Raw genomic sequence first — 14,411 nt, 5'->3', positions numbered from 1 at the left:
CTTCGCTACACGGGTTAAGACGCTTTCTGTTGATAAACCCCGGCTGCAAAACGAAACAGAATGTCAGCGGTTTGTTGAGGGTGCGAAATAAAAGGAGCGTGAGACGCGTGAGGCAGTACAACGGTATCTGCCTGCGGGTGTAGCTCGCAAATTCTGTCAATTGAACTCGTTGGAACTAAGCTATCTAGCCTACCGTAGAGGCGCAAGGTAGGTGTGGTAATGCGACCCACGTCTTGGCGCATATCTTCCGTAGACAGAATGCGAAGCCCTTTTTTTAATGCTTCTTCAGCGGGGTCAGGAAACTGAGTCACCTGCTCCCTAATCGCTTTGATATCCTGTTTTGCCGTTTCACTGCCCATCGCTTGAATAGCCAAGAAACGTTCCAATGTTTTTTGGTAGTTCTTCTCAAGCTGGGTTTCAAACATCTTAAGTAAATCAGCTGCAATACCTGGCCAGCACGGCCCAGCAATGAAACGGGGAGTAGATGCAATAGTTACCAAGCCTGTTAGTTTTTCAGGTGCTAGCAGGGCCACTTTTTGCGCCACTAAACCACCTAAAGACCAACCCACCAGCACGCACTCATCAGGCAATTCGTTAATTATTGATTGCGCCAATGCCTCAACATTATATGGCGAAGGAATTATTTCAGCGTTTTCTCCAAACCCGGGAAGATCAATGGTGGTTACACGAAAATTATCGCTAAGATAAGGAACAAAGGATGTGAACGCGCCGCTGTTCATACCCCATCCATGAAGGAATACCACATCTACGCCTGTACCCATCGTTCGGGTGACAAGCTCGCCATTACTATGCAAACTTTCCATTTACACCTCCTTAGGCAGTAACGTGTCTTTGTGAAAACACGAAATAATGAAAATAAGCCGACTTCGACAATTCAAGGAAGTTGATGGAATCAACACTATGAACCTTTCATGCTTGCTATGTTATCAGGCAAGTCCTACGCCAGTATGTCACTGGTGTGAAGATGACATGTTTTTTTTCGATGCACAGGTGCACGGAAGTAACTTATTACAATACGGTCCTGTGGCAGGCCACGTAAAGCATAGCCACTACGACGCGCTTACGGTATTGGGCCTTCACGCATGGCCTATGTCATCGTTGGTTCACCAGTTGAAGTTTACGCATTCCCTTACCGCAGGAAAAGTTTTAAGTAACTGGTTTGTCCTTAAAAAGCGACAGTGCACTTTAACAGTGCCCAATGTGCTACTTCCTGTACCAATTAGTGCGTGGCGTCTATCGAAGCGCCACTATAATCAGGCTACCGTATTGTGTGAGAGTTTAAGCCGCAATCTTGGGATACCTGTCAATCAAGGGTGGGCGAAGCGACGTGGGTTCAGCGTACAGCACCACCTCTCTAAAACCGCTAGGGCAGAAAACGCCAAGCGCGTTTTTAGTCTAACAAAACCGTGTATAGATAAAGCTATCGCAAATAATGGCAACGACGAGCTAGGTACTCATTTTTCTGTTGCCATTGTTGATGACGTGCTGACTACTGGCGTAACGGTAAACACACTAAGCAAGATGCTAAAGCAGCGTTATCCCAATATTCATATACAGGTGTGGGTGGCAGCATTTACGCCACCACCCAAAAGTAGCCTGTTCCAGCAAACATAGTGTCTGCTAAGGTTGAAATTAACGGATAAAGTGAGACTGATAAATAGCGTTAGCTAGCATTTTGTTCGTGCCGTACCAGTACCCTCGGAACTGGGTGTTATCAGTAAATCCTATGATAACGCCGCGTCCCATCTTACGCGTGGTCACAGCACTAGACTCGGCCATGAGGGCCACCATTGCTTTGTCGCTAAAACCAGCCATTAAAGGCTCATCGGTGTAGCGGGCAGGCGTAACAAACGGCGAACTGCTCGCTTCCACTATCATGTTATTGGTTTTAAACATGGGAAGGTTGTCGTCGTTGTAGCCGTAAAAGAGCGGGTGAGTGTTATCGATGTTCGCCTGAAACACAGCCCCTGCCACCAGCTTTCTGGCATAAAGCGACGAGCCGTCTTTGTAGCTTAATTCACTTTCGTCAAATGCGTTATCAATGCTCTCACGACTTACTATTTCAATATCTAGCCACTTATGTTTGGCAAAATAGCGCAGGGCCGATTTTTGACCAACAATCACGCCACCGGCTTTTACCCAACCTTCAATCTGCATTCTTTCTTCTTCAGAAAAGCGAAATCCGCCGCTAGCAAAAAGAATATGGGTGTAATTTACACTTGGGTCGCGCAATGCTCGCAAGAGGTGCTGTTGCTCAACGATACTCGCAGACAGCCCCACTTTTGTATCAAAGTAATGCCACATCTCGCCTACTTCGTACTCACTCGTACCTTCACCGCCCACAATCAGTACTTGAGGAAGCGCAACAGGTGCCATACTTCTGCTGCCCAAGTCGTGCCCTGTGGGCGTTAAGCCGCTTCGTAAACTAAACACAGGAACCTGCAGTTGCTGCTGTGCATCGCTTAGTATGGTTGCCAAGTTATCGGGTTGCCCTAAACCTTTTGGAATAACGATGCTGCCTGATTGCAGCTCTACGTTTTTACCGTCGTATTTAATAGCGGAGAAAGCTTCTTCACTGCTTCGCACTTTCACTCCAGCTTCAAGCAACGTTTGAAGCATGGCTGGCGCATAATAATGCTGCCAAGAAAACGCATACGCGTAAGCATCAGGATGAATGCTATTAAGCGCTGCCTGCTCTAGCGTTTCATCTTTAGCTCGTTCAAGGCTGCGCGCATCGCCTTTATCTAACGGCGCATAGTCTAAATTAAACGCCAAAGCCAAATTCCACGTTGAAACATCATAAAACGTGTTGTTTTCAAACGAGGTCTGCGTTGAAAAAATTGACTTAATTAATCGATACTGAGGTTGGCTGGTTGGTACGTATATAGCTTGCTGTGCACCAAAACGTATTTTATTTATCTCGTAGTCTTTGGTGACCACTTCATATCGGATGTGATGCTGCTTTAGCAGGTCGACGAAAGCGTTGAAGCGTGCCGTGTCGTTTGATGCACTAACCACATAGCCTACTTGATCATCCTCTCTAGCAAGAGACTGTGTGCTTTTCACAAAGTTAGACTGATAATCAAGAATAGCAGCCTTGTTTTCCAATGCCCCTTTGAACGTGCTAAGCGACGTAGTTATCTGATTTGCAATCGTATCTTTGAACGCCAGTTTGCCGTTGATAGAGTCTTGCAGGTGACCGCGTGAGCTTGCTTGCTCGAAAAGAATTCCGATGCTGCCGTGTAAGTCTGGGTACGTTGAGCCTTTGCCCGCATAAAAGTCGTCAAACGCCTCTTGCGTAAAATAAAGCTCGCCCTGTTCATCGAATGCCGCAGCATGATATTGAGCAAGTACTTCGGTTAGCGTGACATTTTCATCCGGCGTGTGCGGGTTTTTCCGCGAGCGAACGCCAGGTTGAAAAAAATAGGTACTGTCTGTGCCCATTTCATGAAAATCAGTTAAAACATGAGGACGCCATTTATGAAACTGCTTAATGCGCGCCTGTGACTCAGGGTGGGCAAGTAATAGCCAGTCTCGGTTTAAGTCGAACCAATAGTGGTTTGTGCGACCTGAAGGCCAGCCTTCGTCGTGTTCCCGGTGGTGACTGTCTGAAACCAGCTGCTTACCTTTGTGCATATTTGCCCATTGAGCAAAGCGAGATAACCCGTCGGGGTTGAAAGACGGGTCGAACAGCACAATATTGTTATCCAACAAGTCATCAATTTCTTCACCAACACCAGCCGCTAAATAGTAGGCCAGTGCAAGTGAAGCATTGGTGCCGGAAGGCTCATTACCGTGAATGCTGTAGCCCATGTAAAAAATAAGTGGTGCATCGCTACCGACTTTTTTACCGCTTTCCATGGCCTCGATGTGCTTTTGTCTCATCGCTTCAACATTGTTTCTGTTTGATGGCGCAGTAATCGTCATCAACAATAAAGGGCGGTTCTCGTGCGTGCGACCCGTTTCTTTAATGGTGATGCGATCTGATTTCTCGGCGAGCAATGTCATGTAGTTCACGATTTGGTCGTGTCGAACATGCCACTCGCCAATTTGCGCACCTAGCACCGATTCAGGAGTGGGAATATCGGGGTTATAGGAAACGGTGTCGGGCAAGTAGGCCGTTACAGGTTGCCCGCCAGTATCTGGTGAAATGGTTACTGACGCTGCCATTGCCGACGTAGCGCTGGTTACGCCAAAAGTAAGTGTGCTTAAAGCCAACATTAGGGCCAATGAGAATGGGTTCTTTTTCGCGGAGTAATGCAATTTCGCTGACATAGCGCTTCCCGTCTTGTTGTTAGCGTTGATAGTGAGTTGCTATATATGCCTCACTCAACAAATTCGATTCACTGGAATAATTTATTTAATTAATACCTGACTGTTTTACTCAGGTAAATTTGATACAATAGCTTAAATTTCAAAATATGTAGGACTTGCTGATGATAACTATATCAGAAGAAGCCCAGGCTCACTTCGTAAAACTGTTGAGTAAACAAGAGTCTGGCACGAATATTCGTGTATTCGTCGTAAACCCAGGCACTTCGTCGGCAGAGTGTGGCGTGTCCTATTGCCCGCCAGACGCTGTTGAAGACACCGATACGCGTTTACCGTTTAACGGTTTCGACGCGGTTGTTGACGAAGAAAGCGCACCATATCTGGATGAAGCCGAAATTGATTATGTTACTGATCAAATGGGCTCGCAGCTAACGCTTAAAGCGCCAAACGCAAAAGCACGAAAAGTAGCCGATGACGCGCCATTGATTGAGCGTATTAACTACATGATTGAGTCAGAAATTAATCCTCAGCTAGCGAGTCATGGCGGTAATGTCGTGCTCACTGAGCTGACAGATGACGGCTACGCGATACTTCAATTCGGCGGCGGTTGTAATGGCTGCTCAATGGTAGACGTAACGCTTAAAGAAGGCATCGAAAAGCAAATGATTGAACAGTTTGCAGGCGAACTGAAAGGCGTTCGCGATGCCACTGAACACCAAGCAGGCGAGCACTCTTACTACTAAGCGCCTTGTAGCGTGCACGTAGGTGCAAATTAGGGTGCCGACCTTATGATAACGCAGGACATAAACAAAAGCTGGCAACGATTCAAAATAGGTTTGGCTATTTTCGTTGTCGGCGTCTTGCTGTTATTTCTCACCAGTCACATTCATATTGCGCTGTACTACCTCAGCATTAGTGTATTGCTTGTGGGCTTCGCCATTGCCATGTTCGGTTATTTTGGCATTTTTATTCAGCGCTTTTCATTTATTAAAAACAAGAAGCCACCACCTAAATTCTAGCCTCGCTTTAGCGTTTGTTTGACGCATTTCCCACTACAATCCCTACTCAGCAGCCGTTTAAAGCAATAGTCTAAGCGCCTTGTTTTACGCAAGACTCGTTAATAAGTCTACTTACGAGGCCGCTGTATCCATTTCATAATTTATTCTTGGCTTGGGTAGTAGCACGTACTTTTTATAGGTAGATTAGAAGCCGTTTTACGTTCCCGAAATAGCATAAAGGGTGTTTGCGATGCATAAATTGAAGAAGCTTGGCCTACTTGGCGGAATGAGCTGGGAGTCTACCGTTAGCTATTACCAAGCCATTAACCGTGGCGTAAACGCTCGCCTTGGCGGCCTGCATAGTGCGTCGCTGGTCATTAGCAGCGTGGACTTTGCCCAAATTGAACAGCTTCAGCACAAAGGCGAGTGGGAAAAAACCGCAGATATCCTCTCCCAAGAGGCGAAGCATTTAGAAAATGCTGGCGCACAAGCGGTGTTAATTTGTACCAATACCATGCACAAAGTTGCAGATACCATTGCTCAAAACATTGACGTTCCGCTTATTCACATTGCCGACGCGACAGGTCGCGAATTGCAGCACAACAAAGTAAAAAAAGTCGGGTTGCTTGGCACTCGATTTACCATGGAACAAACCTTTTTTACCTCTCGCTTGCAAGATGCGTTTGGCATTGACGTAGTTATTCCAAATGCGCAACAAAGGGAAACCGTTCATAACATTATTTATGAACAATTATGCAAGGGCGTGATTTGTGTTGATTCCCGTAACGCGTATATTGAGATTATTGACGCACTGGCCGCCGAGGGTGCCGATGGAATAATTCTAGGCTGCACAGAAATAGCGTTATTAGTACAACAAAAGCACACCCCAATTCGATTATTCGACACCACGTCAATTCACGCTAACGCTGCGGTAGACTTCGCGTTAGGGAGTTAGACGCGGCTAACGTAAGTCGAAAGGGTTCAACGTTAATTTTTGAAGGACACAACTATGTTTAGCCACGTTATGATTGGTGCAAACGACCTTGAAGCGTCAAAGAAATTCTATGATGCCATATTAGGTGTACTGGGTTACGAACCAGGCGTTTTCGACGAACACGGCCGAGTATTTTACTACACAGCTAAAGGCATTTTAGCGCTTACAAAACCGATTAACGGTGAAGCCGCTACACACGGTAATGGTACGACCTTAGGCCTTGCGGCGCGTACGCCAGAAATAGTTGATGAATGGCATAAAGTAGGCAGCGAGAATGGCGGTGTACCATGTGAAGATCCACCGGGAATTCGCGGTAACGGTGAACGCCAGCTTTACCTTGCCTATTTGCGAGACCCTGCAGGCAACAAGCTCTGCGCCACGCACATAGTAAGAAAGTAAATAAAAACAAGCCTGCACGAGACGCTGTTTTCTTTTGCAGGCGGCTTATTCTTAGCCAGCCTAATGAGGCATTCACAATAAAGCAATACAGGCTATAACCAAGTCTTACGTCGCCGCAGAAGTCGTTAGCTCACCGCGCTTATCAAGACGATAAAAGCTCCATGCCAGTGTTACACCGCGGGCTAGCAAGAACGCAAGCAATGCATACCATAAGCTCGCATTGCCCTGCTGTTTAGTTAAGTACCACACAGGGAAATACACACCAAGCGCACTTATTATCATGGTATTTCTCATTGCGCTGGCTCGAGTTAACCCAACAAACACGCCATCATACAAAAAGCACCAATGTGCTAATAACGGAAGTATTACCATTAAACCTAAATAAGGGAGTGCAGCATTTATGATGTCACGATGCTCGGTTAGCAAAGCGATTATAGCTTCGCCGCTTGCAAAAAATATCACGCTATAAACAAGAGCGAAAACACTCGACCACACCAGGCCTTGATAAGTGCGACGTTTAATTTCACTGGAGTCTGAGGCTCCTTTTGCTTCGCCGACCAGTGCTTCAACGCCATAAGCAATACCATCAAGCCCTAACGCAATTAGTACAAAGAACTGCATGAGTATTGCGTTAACCGCGGCTGATGTTTCACCGTAGCGGGCCCCTTGAATAGTAAGGAACGCCAAGCAACCTTGTAATGCCAAATTACGTAGCAGCATGTCGCCGTTGAGCTTCATCAGCACCTTGCGGGCTGCACGGTTAAACCACGCTGCACTTACCGCTACACCGCCAACCTGTTTGAAGGCCACCACCAGTGCCATAATTGCCATGGAATATTCAGCAATAACACTGGCCAGCGCTACCCCAGCTACCGACATGTTTAAGCCGAACACAAACACTACATCAAGTGCAGCATTTAATAAATTTCCCACAATTTGAATTGTCATTACGCTGCGTGTTTTTTGTTGCCCCACTAACCACCCAACGAGTGCAAGGTTAAGCATTGCGGCGGGCGCGCCCCACACCCGCGCTGAAAAGTAACTTTGAAGATGAAGAGCAACTTCAGCGTTAGGTTGAGTCAGTCCTAAACCCAAGGAAAGGATTGGAGACTGAAGCGTAACGATAAAACCGCCTAATAACAGCGCAACCGCAACCGTTTGCCACAGCACTTTGGCTGACTCTTCTGTATTATTGTGCGAACCTTTTGCTTGTGCGCTTAATCCTGTGGAAGACATGCGTAAGAAACCGCAAACCCAGTATATCTGCGTTAAGATGAGTGCGCCTACCGACGCCCCAGCTAGCATGGCCGGTAGTGACATATGCCCAAGTACGGCCGTATCTACCAGCCCCAATAGTGGCGTGGTGATATTGGCTAGGATCATAGGAAGCGCTAAAGCTAATAGACGAGTATGATCGTCTAAGATGGCGCGCTTAGTTACTTGGTCACGGGACATAAATGATCTCAGTTGGGGTTTGTTTCGCTATATACTATCAACCTATGCAATGGCATAAGTAAAACGCGCACGTGCTTGCCAAAATGCCGATTTAGCGCCGATTTGGCCAAGCTACGCGCATTTGGGAGTTTACCATGCTATCGAATTTGTTCAGGCACTCAGTGGATGATGATATGAGAAGCTACAGTTTTATACAAAAGAGAACGTTAAATCGCTCAAGCTGCAATTTCGCAACGTTGATGTTCACAGGAATTCTCAGCGTTTTGTTCTGTGCACCTGGTCTTGCAGCAACGCCAGCTAGCTCTGAAAGTCAGAGTGAGTCCAAAGTCGACACTAGCGCGGCTACAACACCCAACGCCGCAATATTGCTTTATCATCATGTATCATCTTCTACGCCAGCCAGCACAAGTATATCGCCTGAAGCCTTTAAATCTCATATGGAGTACTTAAACGCGCACCATACGGTTGTGCCACTACAAGACGTTGTTTCAGCCATACAAAATAATACTGCATTACCTGAAAAAGCGGTGGCAATCACGTTTGACGATGGCTACGCAAACATATTAGAAAATGCCCACCCAATACTTTCCGATTTAGGCTTTTCATACACCGTATTTATAAACCCCGATGAAATTGGCGTTGGCCCGCAACAGCTGACTTGGAAACAGGTAACGGCGATGCACAACGACGGGGTTGTGTTCGCCAACCACACTTTAGATCACCTGCATATGCTAAACGGTGAAAAAGAAATGGGGGAACGTGCGTGGCTGGAAAAAGTGTGGGACAACGTAGAAAGCGCTGAGCAGAAAATAGAAGATAAGCTAGAAATTAGCCTAAAGTATTTGGCATACCCGTTTGGAGAGTACAACACTGCACTGGCTGACAAACTGAAAGCTGAAGGTTACATTGGGTTCGGACAGCATTCTGGAGCCGTTGGCCCACACAGCAACATGCAAGCGCTCCCTCGCTTTCCTGCGGCTGGCCCTTATGCCAATTTAGCGACGCTTAAAACCAAGCTAAATAGCCTTGCCATGCCAGTAACACACATAACGCTTGAAAACCCGCGTATGACACAACGAGAGCTATCATCGCCAATAAGCCTGACCGTAAACAGCGATGATGTTCGCCTAACCCAAGTGAATTGTTTCTTTGGTGGCGACCCTATTGATACCAGTCTTAAGGGAAATGTGCTTACGTTTAGCTTAACTGAAACGCTTCCGGTGGGGCGTTCGCGAGTGAACTGTACAGCGCCGTCCAACTCACAAGCTGGTCGTTACTATTGGTATTCAACGCCTTTCTTTGTTGCTGATGAGAACGGAAATTACCCTGACTAAGGTATGTTGATAGAAAAGGGTTGAGGCTAAACACGAGCATTTATCATTAAGGCTCGTGCTCAGTTAATTCGTTGCTTACTTAGACAGGTTTGGCAAAGCGAATAAAACCCTTATTAATTGACTCTTCAACAAACCCTTGGTGCTGATAAAAACGAATGGCTGGTATATTTGACACTTCAACATCCAATACTAGCTTACGTTTCTTGAGTTTTTCCGCTTGCGCCTGCATCGAGTCTATCAAAAGTGAACCTACGCCATTTCGACGTGCACTCTCGGCAACTGAAAGGTGGCCGATCATTAATTCAGTGTTGCTTGGTGGGGTGAGGTTTATGGCAACGGTCTGATTGCGCATTAACACCGTCATAGCCTCATCAAGCGAAAAGTACGAGGTAATACTATCGAGTGTTGCTCTGTCAAAGTCAGCGCCTAGCTTGCTATGCCAGCAGGTGACCACGCCTACTATCACGTCACCTTCATACGCCACCCAGTGATTTTTAAAGCCATATTGCCCGCCGCCAAGTGCCCAAGCGTGAGCAAGGTATCCACCAGCTGTTTTATCTTTGTTGTGTCCAAAAATAGACGTTAGCAACGACTGAGCCGCATTCAATATTAGGGGCGCTGCTTGCACGGCATCAGGTGCCGCGCCTTGTCTTACTCTGATTTCCATAATACTACTTCGAGATTATTATCGGCATATCTGCCAATATCTGCTGGGAATCACTTATCGATAGCTTTCCTGGCTCTCTTTTAGGTTTAAATCTTCCTACCACCCTTGCCTTGGGGTCGATAAGTACGACGGATGCACTGTGATCTACTAAATAATTGGGATTATCGGTACTTTCAGCAATGGCGTACATCATCCCTAAGTTACGCACGAAGGGGAACAGCGCCTTATGCTCTCCAGTCACGGCGATGAACTCCTCATTAAAATAGCTCACATACTCTGAGAGCCTTTCAACCGAGTCACGCTTTGGATCTACTGACACAAAGACCACACGAATAGGTTCGACAGAGTTTAGTGCCTGAAGTTCCGGGTAAATTCCGTTCAACTCAGCCATAGTGGTAGGGCAAATATCAGGACAAAAAGTATAACCAACAAACACTAGGCTCCATTGACCTTCTAGCGATGACGTATCAAAAGGTTGTCCGGTATGCGTCGTTAGCGTAAACGGCGCTATTGCCCTTGGTTCTGGGTAGGTTTGAAAGTATTTTGGCTCGCTTTCACTTTCAATACTGGGGGGCGCGATATACAGCGCCCCAACAATGCCTGCGCACAGTGCTACGAATGCGACAATACCGACAATAATTCGTTGATTCATAAACTCAGTGGTATGTAATGATCGAGAAGTAATACAACAAACAATACCATGAGATGAATAATTGAAAACCTAAAAGTTTTCATTGCCGTTTGTGAGTCTGCATCGAACTTTAGCTTTAGTGCATAGTACAGAAACCCAATATTAAGCAAGCTTGAGCCAGCCAAGTAAATGAGGTCACTCATTCCAGTAAGATAGGGCAGTAAGCATACCAGCCCCAATAACACTGTATACAGCAATACTGACGTTTTAGTAAAAGAAACACCATGCGTTACGGGTAACATAGGCACTTTCGCCTTCGCGTAGTCTTTTTCTCTGTGAATAGCGAGAGCCCAAAAATGTGGAGGTGTCCAAGTAAATATGATGAGCACTAGCAATAAGGCGTGTGCGTGAATTTCACCCGTTACGGCTGTCCAACCCAAAAGAGGGGGCGCTGCACCCGCTAGCCCTCCAATCACGATGTTTTGCGGCGTTGCGCGCTTTAGGTACATGGTGTAGACAAACGCGTACCCTACTAAACTTGCTAATGTAAGCCATGCGGTAATCATGTTGACGAAAAGGGCAAGCACAACAAACCCGACTACGCCAAGTGTCCCTGCAAACCACAGCGCGTTATTCACGCTCACTTTTCCCTTCGCCACAGGCCGGTTAAACGTTCGCGCCATAACACTGTCAATTTTATGGTCGACTACATGGTTAATGACTGCCGCAGAGGCTGACAACATACCTATACCTAATAAACCGCAAATAAGCACCTTTGCGTTTACCCAAGTAGGCGTTGCCAAACACATCCCCACAAGCGCGGTTAACAACAGCAGCATTACCACATTTGGCTTGGTCATTTCGTAATAATCACGCCATGTGACTATTTGATGTTGGCGCGAAGCACGTGCATGTATAGAGACTGATTTAGCCATGGAAACCTCCTGGAGCCTTGGGAAGAATATGAGAAGACGTCGACGCACTTAACGCGTCATTTGAAAATACATCTGTTCTAAAAGCGCCAGCACTTTGCAGTGTTCTAGTGCTTGATAATGCGTTTACCTTTTGTGCTTCAATGCGTTCAACGCGTTCGCGTTTTAAGGTAAGTACAACCGTAAAAATTAGGTTCAATAATGAAAGAAGGAGTACAGCAGCCACTGCGTTATGCAGCACCGCAACAGCTAATGGCAACATGAAAGCGACATTGCTTACGCCTAGTGCCACCTGTGTGCACAGCGCTAGCAGCATAAAGGCGCTGATGCGTTTTTGCTTTTGTGCAGCATAGCGACTTATGAGTAGGCTAATACCCAAGGCCAGCAAATAGAAAAAAGTAATAACGGCGCCTAGCCTGTGCACAATGTGCATGGTGACGCGCTCGCCGTAATCGTGCGCGCCAAATTCATAGTTCTCGGCATCAGGCACGCTGAATGCGCCTGAGATATCTATTCTATCTTGCCACCCGGTTTCGCAAATCGGCATTTCTGTACATGCGAGCGCGGCGTAATTTGCCGACGTCCACCCTCCAAGGGCTATTTGCGTAACCAGTACGCCCAACCCTAAAAATGCGAACACTCTAATATAAGACTGAAAACCTTTGGCATTAGCTGAAACGCTTGTTGCATTTTCGCTATCATCTAATGTTGAGGTTTCGGCTACGCGTGGAGGCTGCGAACTGGAAGCATGACGTAAACGAAGATAAAGAACGAAAAGGCACGAGAGCACCGTAAAGCCGCCTAGCAAATGCCCCATTACCACAACAGGAAGCAGGTTAAGTGTTACGGTCCACATTCCAAGCGCAGCCTGAAATATGATGAGCCCTAACAATAACAATGGCAATTTAACAGGCGTACCTTTATTGCGCTGTCTTACAGCAATCACTGCTATTGCTAAAACACATAATCCTAATGTGCCTGCAAAATAGCGATGAATCATTTCATTCCATGCTTTAAACGCTTCAACAGGACGCTCTGGGTAGGCAGCATTCGCCTGAGCTACCTTTTCTTCACTAAGCGGCACCGTTAAGTTGCCGTAGCAACCGGGCCAATCTGGGCAACCAAGACCAGCATCGGTCAATCGGGTATAGGCGCCCAAAATGATGACTACTGCCGCTAGAAAAATGCTAAATAACGTTAACTTTTTCATGGTCATTATCCTATACGCGACAGCTTCAAGAGCTTTCTCATGTCTGCCAACATATTGCGGCTTTCCATCACTGCCTCTTTTCTGTCATCTTTAATTTCATAAAAGAGCATGGCATTGTTTTGGGTATCAACAATATAAACGCTGCTCGAAGCAAGCGTGGTTGGCGTGGTCACAGCTAACGTTTCAACAAAAGGATATTCGCTAAGAGCAGCAATAGCAGTTTGGTCGCTAGACGCTGTGGTAACCACCAATGCTTGAGCGCGATCAGATTCTTTTCCTAGCGCAAGCCACACTTGGTTAATACTAAAAAGTGCGTTCTCGCACACTGCATCGCAGTTATTTGGCATAACATATAGTAAACGCCACTTGGGCTCTGCGTTTTCAAGTAACGCGCTCACATCAATGGTAGGTGCAAGCAGTTGCCCTTTGTTCGTAGCGCCTTTCGTAAACCAATCGTTATCAAGTGCAAGCTTTGCCAAAACCACTGGCAAAACAAACACCGCCACCATAATTATTAACGTTTTTTTTGAAGCAGCATTACTCATAACTACGTCCTTTCTTACTAATTGCAAAACCACCAATAGCTGCAGCCGCAATAGCTAAACCAAACCATTGCACGGCATAGCCTAGGTGCTTTTCAGGAGACATAACAACGGCCTGATGCTCGCGAACAAAGGCAGGGTCAGGTGTTGTAAGTTGAAGAATAAAAGGTAAAAACTTGCGCTCTAAGGCGTTGCTTAGTGCAGAAAATTCGATTTGTTGAACCAGCGCAGGACTTTTTGCGAGCGCCATATTGGTTTCAGTAACCAAGGGGTTCTTACTTGGCACACTGATGACGCCTGTAAATGTTCGAGTTTCACTGGTAAAAAGAATATCAGGCATGGTGCGCATTAAATCTGGAGCGGGGACCCAACCAAAATTAACAAGTAGCCACCCAGCGTTAGTATAAGCGGGCACTAAAACGTCAAACCCTACCTGCTGGTTGTAGATCTGATTATCTAAAAGCAGAATGTGATTAGCGTCTAACGAACCACTGAACGATACCGTAATATCTCGTGGATCTTCATTCGACAGCGCCTCTTCTAAACTCATGGTTCCATTACTTTGCTTTTGCGCTATGCTAGCTAAGCGTTGTTGCTTTTGGACCATGCGATCAAGTTGCCAGTACCCTAAACCGCACATAATCGCCACACTGATGCCCGTGAGTATCCAAGGAATAACGTGGCTTGTGCGAGAAAACATGGTTATCTCGCCCCATACACAAATAGAATAAAAACCGAGGTGAGTATGTTAATAAAAATAGTCCTTGTTGCTTTAGTGCTGTATATGATTGTTAACTTGTTCATGGCTATGCGCATCATGATGAAAAACGACACATCAAAAGGCCCAATGAGTAAATACATCGGTCGACGCGTGCTCACTTCCACCATCATCGTCATTATTATTCTTATCGCTATTGGTACCGGCCTAATTACCCCAAACCCGAGGCCATATTGAG

At 46.3% G+C, this 14,411-nt stretch carries 16 protein-coding genes; 7 read left to right on the top strand and 9 right to left on the bottom strand.

The annotated features are described in order from the left end of the window. Positions 1-14 precede the first annotated feature (14 nt). Positions 15-824 (bottom strand): pimeloyl-ACP methyl ester esterase BioH, encoded by an 810-nt coding sequence (gene bioH, locus ACHUFN_RS09995; protein ID WP_394222233.1) that lies wholly within the window; start codon positions 822-824, stop codon positions 15-17. 97 nt (positions 825-921) lie between these two features. On the opposite strand from bioH, the gene ACHUFN_RS09990 reads away from it, so the two are divergent. Further along, complete coding sequence (locus ACHUFN_RS09990; protein ID WP_394222232.1) at positions 922-1,635, top strand: ComF family protein; 714 nt, start codon at positions 922-924, stop codon at positions 1,633-1,635. Positions 1,636-1,653: 18 nt separating this feature from the next. On the opposite strand, the gene ACHUFN_RS09985 is transcribed toward ACHUFN_RS09990, so the two are convergent. Further along, complete coding sequence (locus tag ACHUFN_RS09985; protein ID WP_394222231.1) at positions 1,654-4,296, bottom strand: M14 metallopeptidase family protein; 2,643 nt, start codon at positions 4,294-4,296, stop codon at positions 1,654-1,656. Positions 4,297-4,457: 161 nt separating this feature from the next. Here ACHUFN_RS09985 and nfuA point away from each other — a divergent pair, with 161 nt between their 5' ends. The 4 genes from nfuA (at position 4,458) to ACHUFN_RS09965 (ending at position 6,684) form a co-directional block, all read left to right on the top strand. Next, positions 4,458-5,036: a Fe-S biogenesis protein NfuA gene (gene nfuA / locus ACHUFN_RS09980; RefSeq protein WP_394222230.1), complete on the top strand. Its 579-nt coding sequence runs from the start codon at positions 4,458-4,460 to the stop codon at positions 5,034-5,036. A gap of 45 nt (positions 5,037-5,081) precedes the next feature. Continuing rightward, the gene (locus ACHUFN_RS09975) at positions 5,082-5,312 is read left to right on the top strand and encodes a hypothetical protein (RefSeq protein ID WP_394222229.1); all 231 of its coding nucleotides are present in this window, start codon (positions 5,082-5,084) and stop codon (positions 5,310-5,312) included. A 229-nt stretch (positions 5,313-5,541) separates the two neighbouring features. Next, on the top strand, positions 5,542-6,246 hold the full coding sequence (locus tag ACHUFN_RS09970) for an aspartate/glutamate racemase family protein (protein ID WP_394222228.1): 705 nt from the start codon (positions 5,542-5,544) through the stop codon (positions 6,244-6,246). Between the two features lie 54 nt (positions 6,247-6,300). Continuing rightward, positions 6,301-6,684, top strand: coding sequence for a VOC family protein (locus ACHUFN_RS09965; protein ID WP_394222227.1), 384 nt, complete (start codon positions 6,301-6,303; stop codon positions 6,682-6,684). Positions 6,685-6,789: 105 nt separating this feature from the next. Here the strand turns inward: ACHUFN_RS09965 and ACHUFN_RS09960 are convergent, their stop codons facing one another. Further along, positions 6,790-8,139: an MATE family efflux transporter gene (locus ACHUFN_RS09960; RefSeq protein WP_394222226.1), complete on the bottom strand. Its 1,350-nt coding sequence runs from the start codon at positions 8,137-8,139 to the stop codon at positions 6,790-6,792. 134 nt (positions 8,140-8,273) lie between these two features. Between ACHUFN_RS09960 and ACHUFN_RS09955 the strand changes: the two genes are divergently transcribed. Further along, a complete protein-coding gene (locus ACHUFN_RS09955) occupies positions 8,274-9,473 on the top strand; it encodes a polysaccharide deacetylase family protein (protein WP_394222225.1) in 1,200 nt (399 codons plus the stop codon). Positions 9,474-9,552: 79 nt separating this feature from the next. Here ACHUFN_RS09955 and ACHUFN_RS09950 read toward each other — a convergent pair whose 3' ends face one another. Genes ACHUFN_RS09950 through ACHUFN_RS09925 form a run of 6 tightly spaced genes read right to left on the bottom strand, consistent with a single transcriptional unit; the run spans position 9,553 to position 14,155 of the window. Further along, the gene (locus tag ACHUFN_RS09950) at positions 9,553-10,140 is read right to left on the bottom strand and encodes a GNAT family N-acetyltransferase (RefSeq protein ID WP_394222224.1); all 588 of its coding nucleotides are present in this window, start codon (positions 10,138-10,140) and stop codon (positions 9,553-9,555) included. A gap of 4 nt (positions 10,141-10,144) precedes the next feature. Beyond that, positions 10,145-10,792, bottom strand: a complete 648-nt coding sequence (locus ACHUFN_RS09945; RefSeq protein ID WP_394222223.1) for an SCO family protein — start codon at positions 10,790-10,792, stop codon at positions 10,145-10,147. Next, positions 10,789-11,706: a heme o synthase gene (gene cyoE / locus ACHUFN_RS09940; RefSeq protein ID WP_394222221.1), complete on the bottom strand. Its 918-nt coding sequence runs from the start codon at positions 11,704-11,706 to the stop codon at positions 10,789-10,791. The genes ACHUFN_RS09945 and cyoE overlap by 4 nt, the downstream gene beginning before the upstream one ends. Further along, positions 11,699-12,913: a COX15/CtaA family protein gene (locus ACHUFN_RS09935; protein WP_394222220.1), complete on the bottom strand. Its 1,215-nt coding sequence runs from the start codon at positions 12,911-12,913 to the stop codon at positions 11,699-11,701. Before ACHUFN_RS09935 ends, cyoE begins: the two co-directional genes overlap by 8 nt. A 5-nt stretch (positions 12,914-12,918) precedes the next feature. Then, a complete protein-coding gene (locus ACHUFN_RS09930) occupies positions 12,919-13,458 on the bottom strand; it encodes a hypothetical protein (protein WP_394222219.1) in 540 nt (179 codons plus the stop codon). After that, positions 13,451-14,155: an SURF1 family protein gene (locus ACHUFN_RS09925; protein ID WP_394222218.1), complete on the bottom strand. Its 705-nt coding sequence runs from the start codon at positions 14,153-14,155 to the stop codon at positions 13,451-13,453. Before ACHUFN_RS09925 ends, ACHUFN_RS09930 begins: the two co-directional genes overlap by 8 nt. Positions 14,156-14,200: 45 nt before the next feature. Between ACHUFN_RS09925 and ACHUFN_RS09920 the strand changes: the two genes are divergently transcribed. Further along, positions 14,201-14,410 carry a DUF2909 domain-containing protein gene (locus ACHUFN_RS09920; protein WP_394222217.1) on the top strand — a complete coding sequence of 70 codons (210 nt, stop codon included), beginning with the start codon at positions 14,201-14,203 and terminating at the stop codon, positions 14,408-14,410. Position 14,411 lies beyond the last annotated feature (1 nt).

It is taken from the genome of Alteromonas gracilis, assembly GCF_043642145.1.
In the GTDB taxonomy this organism is placed as follows: domain Bacteria; phylum Pseudomonadota; class Gammaproteobacteria; order Enterobacterales; family Alteromonadaceae; genus Alteromonas; species Alteromonas gracilis_B.
Note: the sequence above shows the minus strand (reverse complement) of the source record. Positions and strands in the feature narration are given on the sequence as shown.

What these genes read in the sequence shown, in the direction of transcription:
- ACHUFN_RS09960 (WP_394222226.1), bottom strand. Translation starts at nt 8,139, where the DNA reads ATGTCCCGTGACCAAGTAACTAAGCGCGCCATCTTAGACGATCATACT.
- cyoE (WP_394222221.1), bottom strand. Translation starts at nt 11,706, where the DNA reads ATGGCTAAATCAGTCTCTATACATGCACGTGCTTCGCGCCAACATCAA.
- ACHUFN_RS09975 (WP_394222229.1), top strand. Translation starts at nt 5,082, where the DNA reads ATGATAACGCAGGACATAAACAAAAGCTGGCAACGATTCAAAATAGGT.
- ACHUFN_RS09955 (WP_394222225.1), top strand. Translation starts at nt 8,274, where the DNA reads ATGCTATCGAATTTGTTCAGGCACTCAGTGGATGATGATATGAGAAGC.
- nfuA (WP_394222230.1), top strand. Translation starts at nt 4,458, where the DNA reads ATGATAACTATATCAGAAGAAGCCCAGGCTCACTTCGTAAAACTGTTG.
- ACHUFN_RS09950 (WP_394222224.1), bottom strand. Translation starts at nt 10,140, where the DNA reads ATGGAAATCAGAGTAAGACAAGGCGCGGCACCTGATGCCGTGCAAGCA.
- ACHUFN_RS09930 (WP_394222219.1), bottom strand. Translation starts at nt 13,458, where the DNA reads ATGAGTAATGCTGCTTCAAAAAAAACGTTAATAATTATGGTGGCGGTG.
- ACHUFN_RS09945 (WP_394222223.1), bottom strand. Translation starts at nt 10,792, where the DNA reads ATGAATCAACGAATTATTGTCGGTATTGTCGCATTCGTAGCACTGTGC.
- ACHUFN_RS09935 (WP_394222220.1), bottom strand. Translation starts at nt 12,913, where the DNA reads ATGAAAAAGTTAACGTTATTTAGCATTTTTCTAGCGGCAGTAGTCATC.
- ACHUFN_RS09985 (WP_394222231.1), bottom strand. Translation starts at nt 4,296, where the DNA reads ATGTCAGCGAAATTGCATTACTCCGCGAAAAAGAACCCATTCTCATTG.
- ACHUFN_RS09965 (WP_394222227.1), top strand. Translation starts at nt 6,301, where the DNA reads ATGTTTAGCCACGTTATGATTGGTGCAAACGACCTTGAAGCGTCAAAG.
- ACHUFN_RS09990 (WP_394222232.1), top strand. Translation starts at nt 922, where the DNA reads ATGAACCTTTCATGCTTGCTATGTTATCAGGCAAGTCCTACGCCAGTA.
- ACHUFN_RS09920 (WP_394222217.1), top strand. Translation starts at nt 14,201, where the DNA reads ATGTTAATAAAAATAGTCCTTGTTGCTTTAGTGCTGTATATGATTGTT.
- bioH (WP_394222233.1), bottom strand. Translation starts at nt 824, where the DNA reads ATGGAAAGTTTGCATAGTAATGGCGAGCTTGTCACCCGAACGATGGGT.
- ACHUFN_RS09925 (WP_394222218.1), bottom strand. Translation starts at nt 14,155, where the DNA reads ATGTTTTCTCGCACAAGCCACGTTATTCCTTGGATACTCACGGGCATC.
- ACHUFN_RS09970 (WP_394222228.1), top strand. Translation starts at nt 5,542, where the DNA reads ATGCATAAATTGAAGAAGCTTGGCCTACTTGGCGGAATGAGCTGGGAG.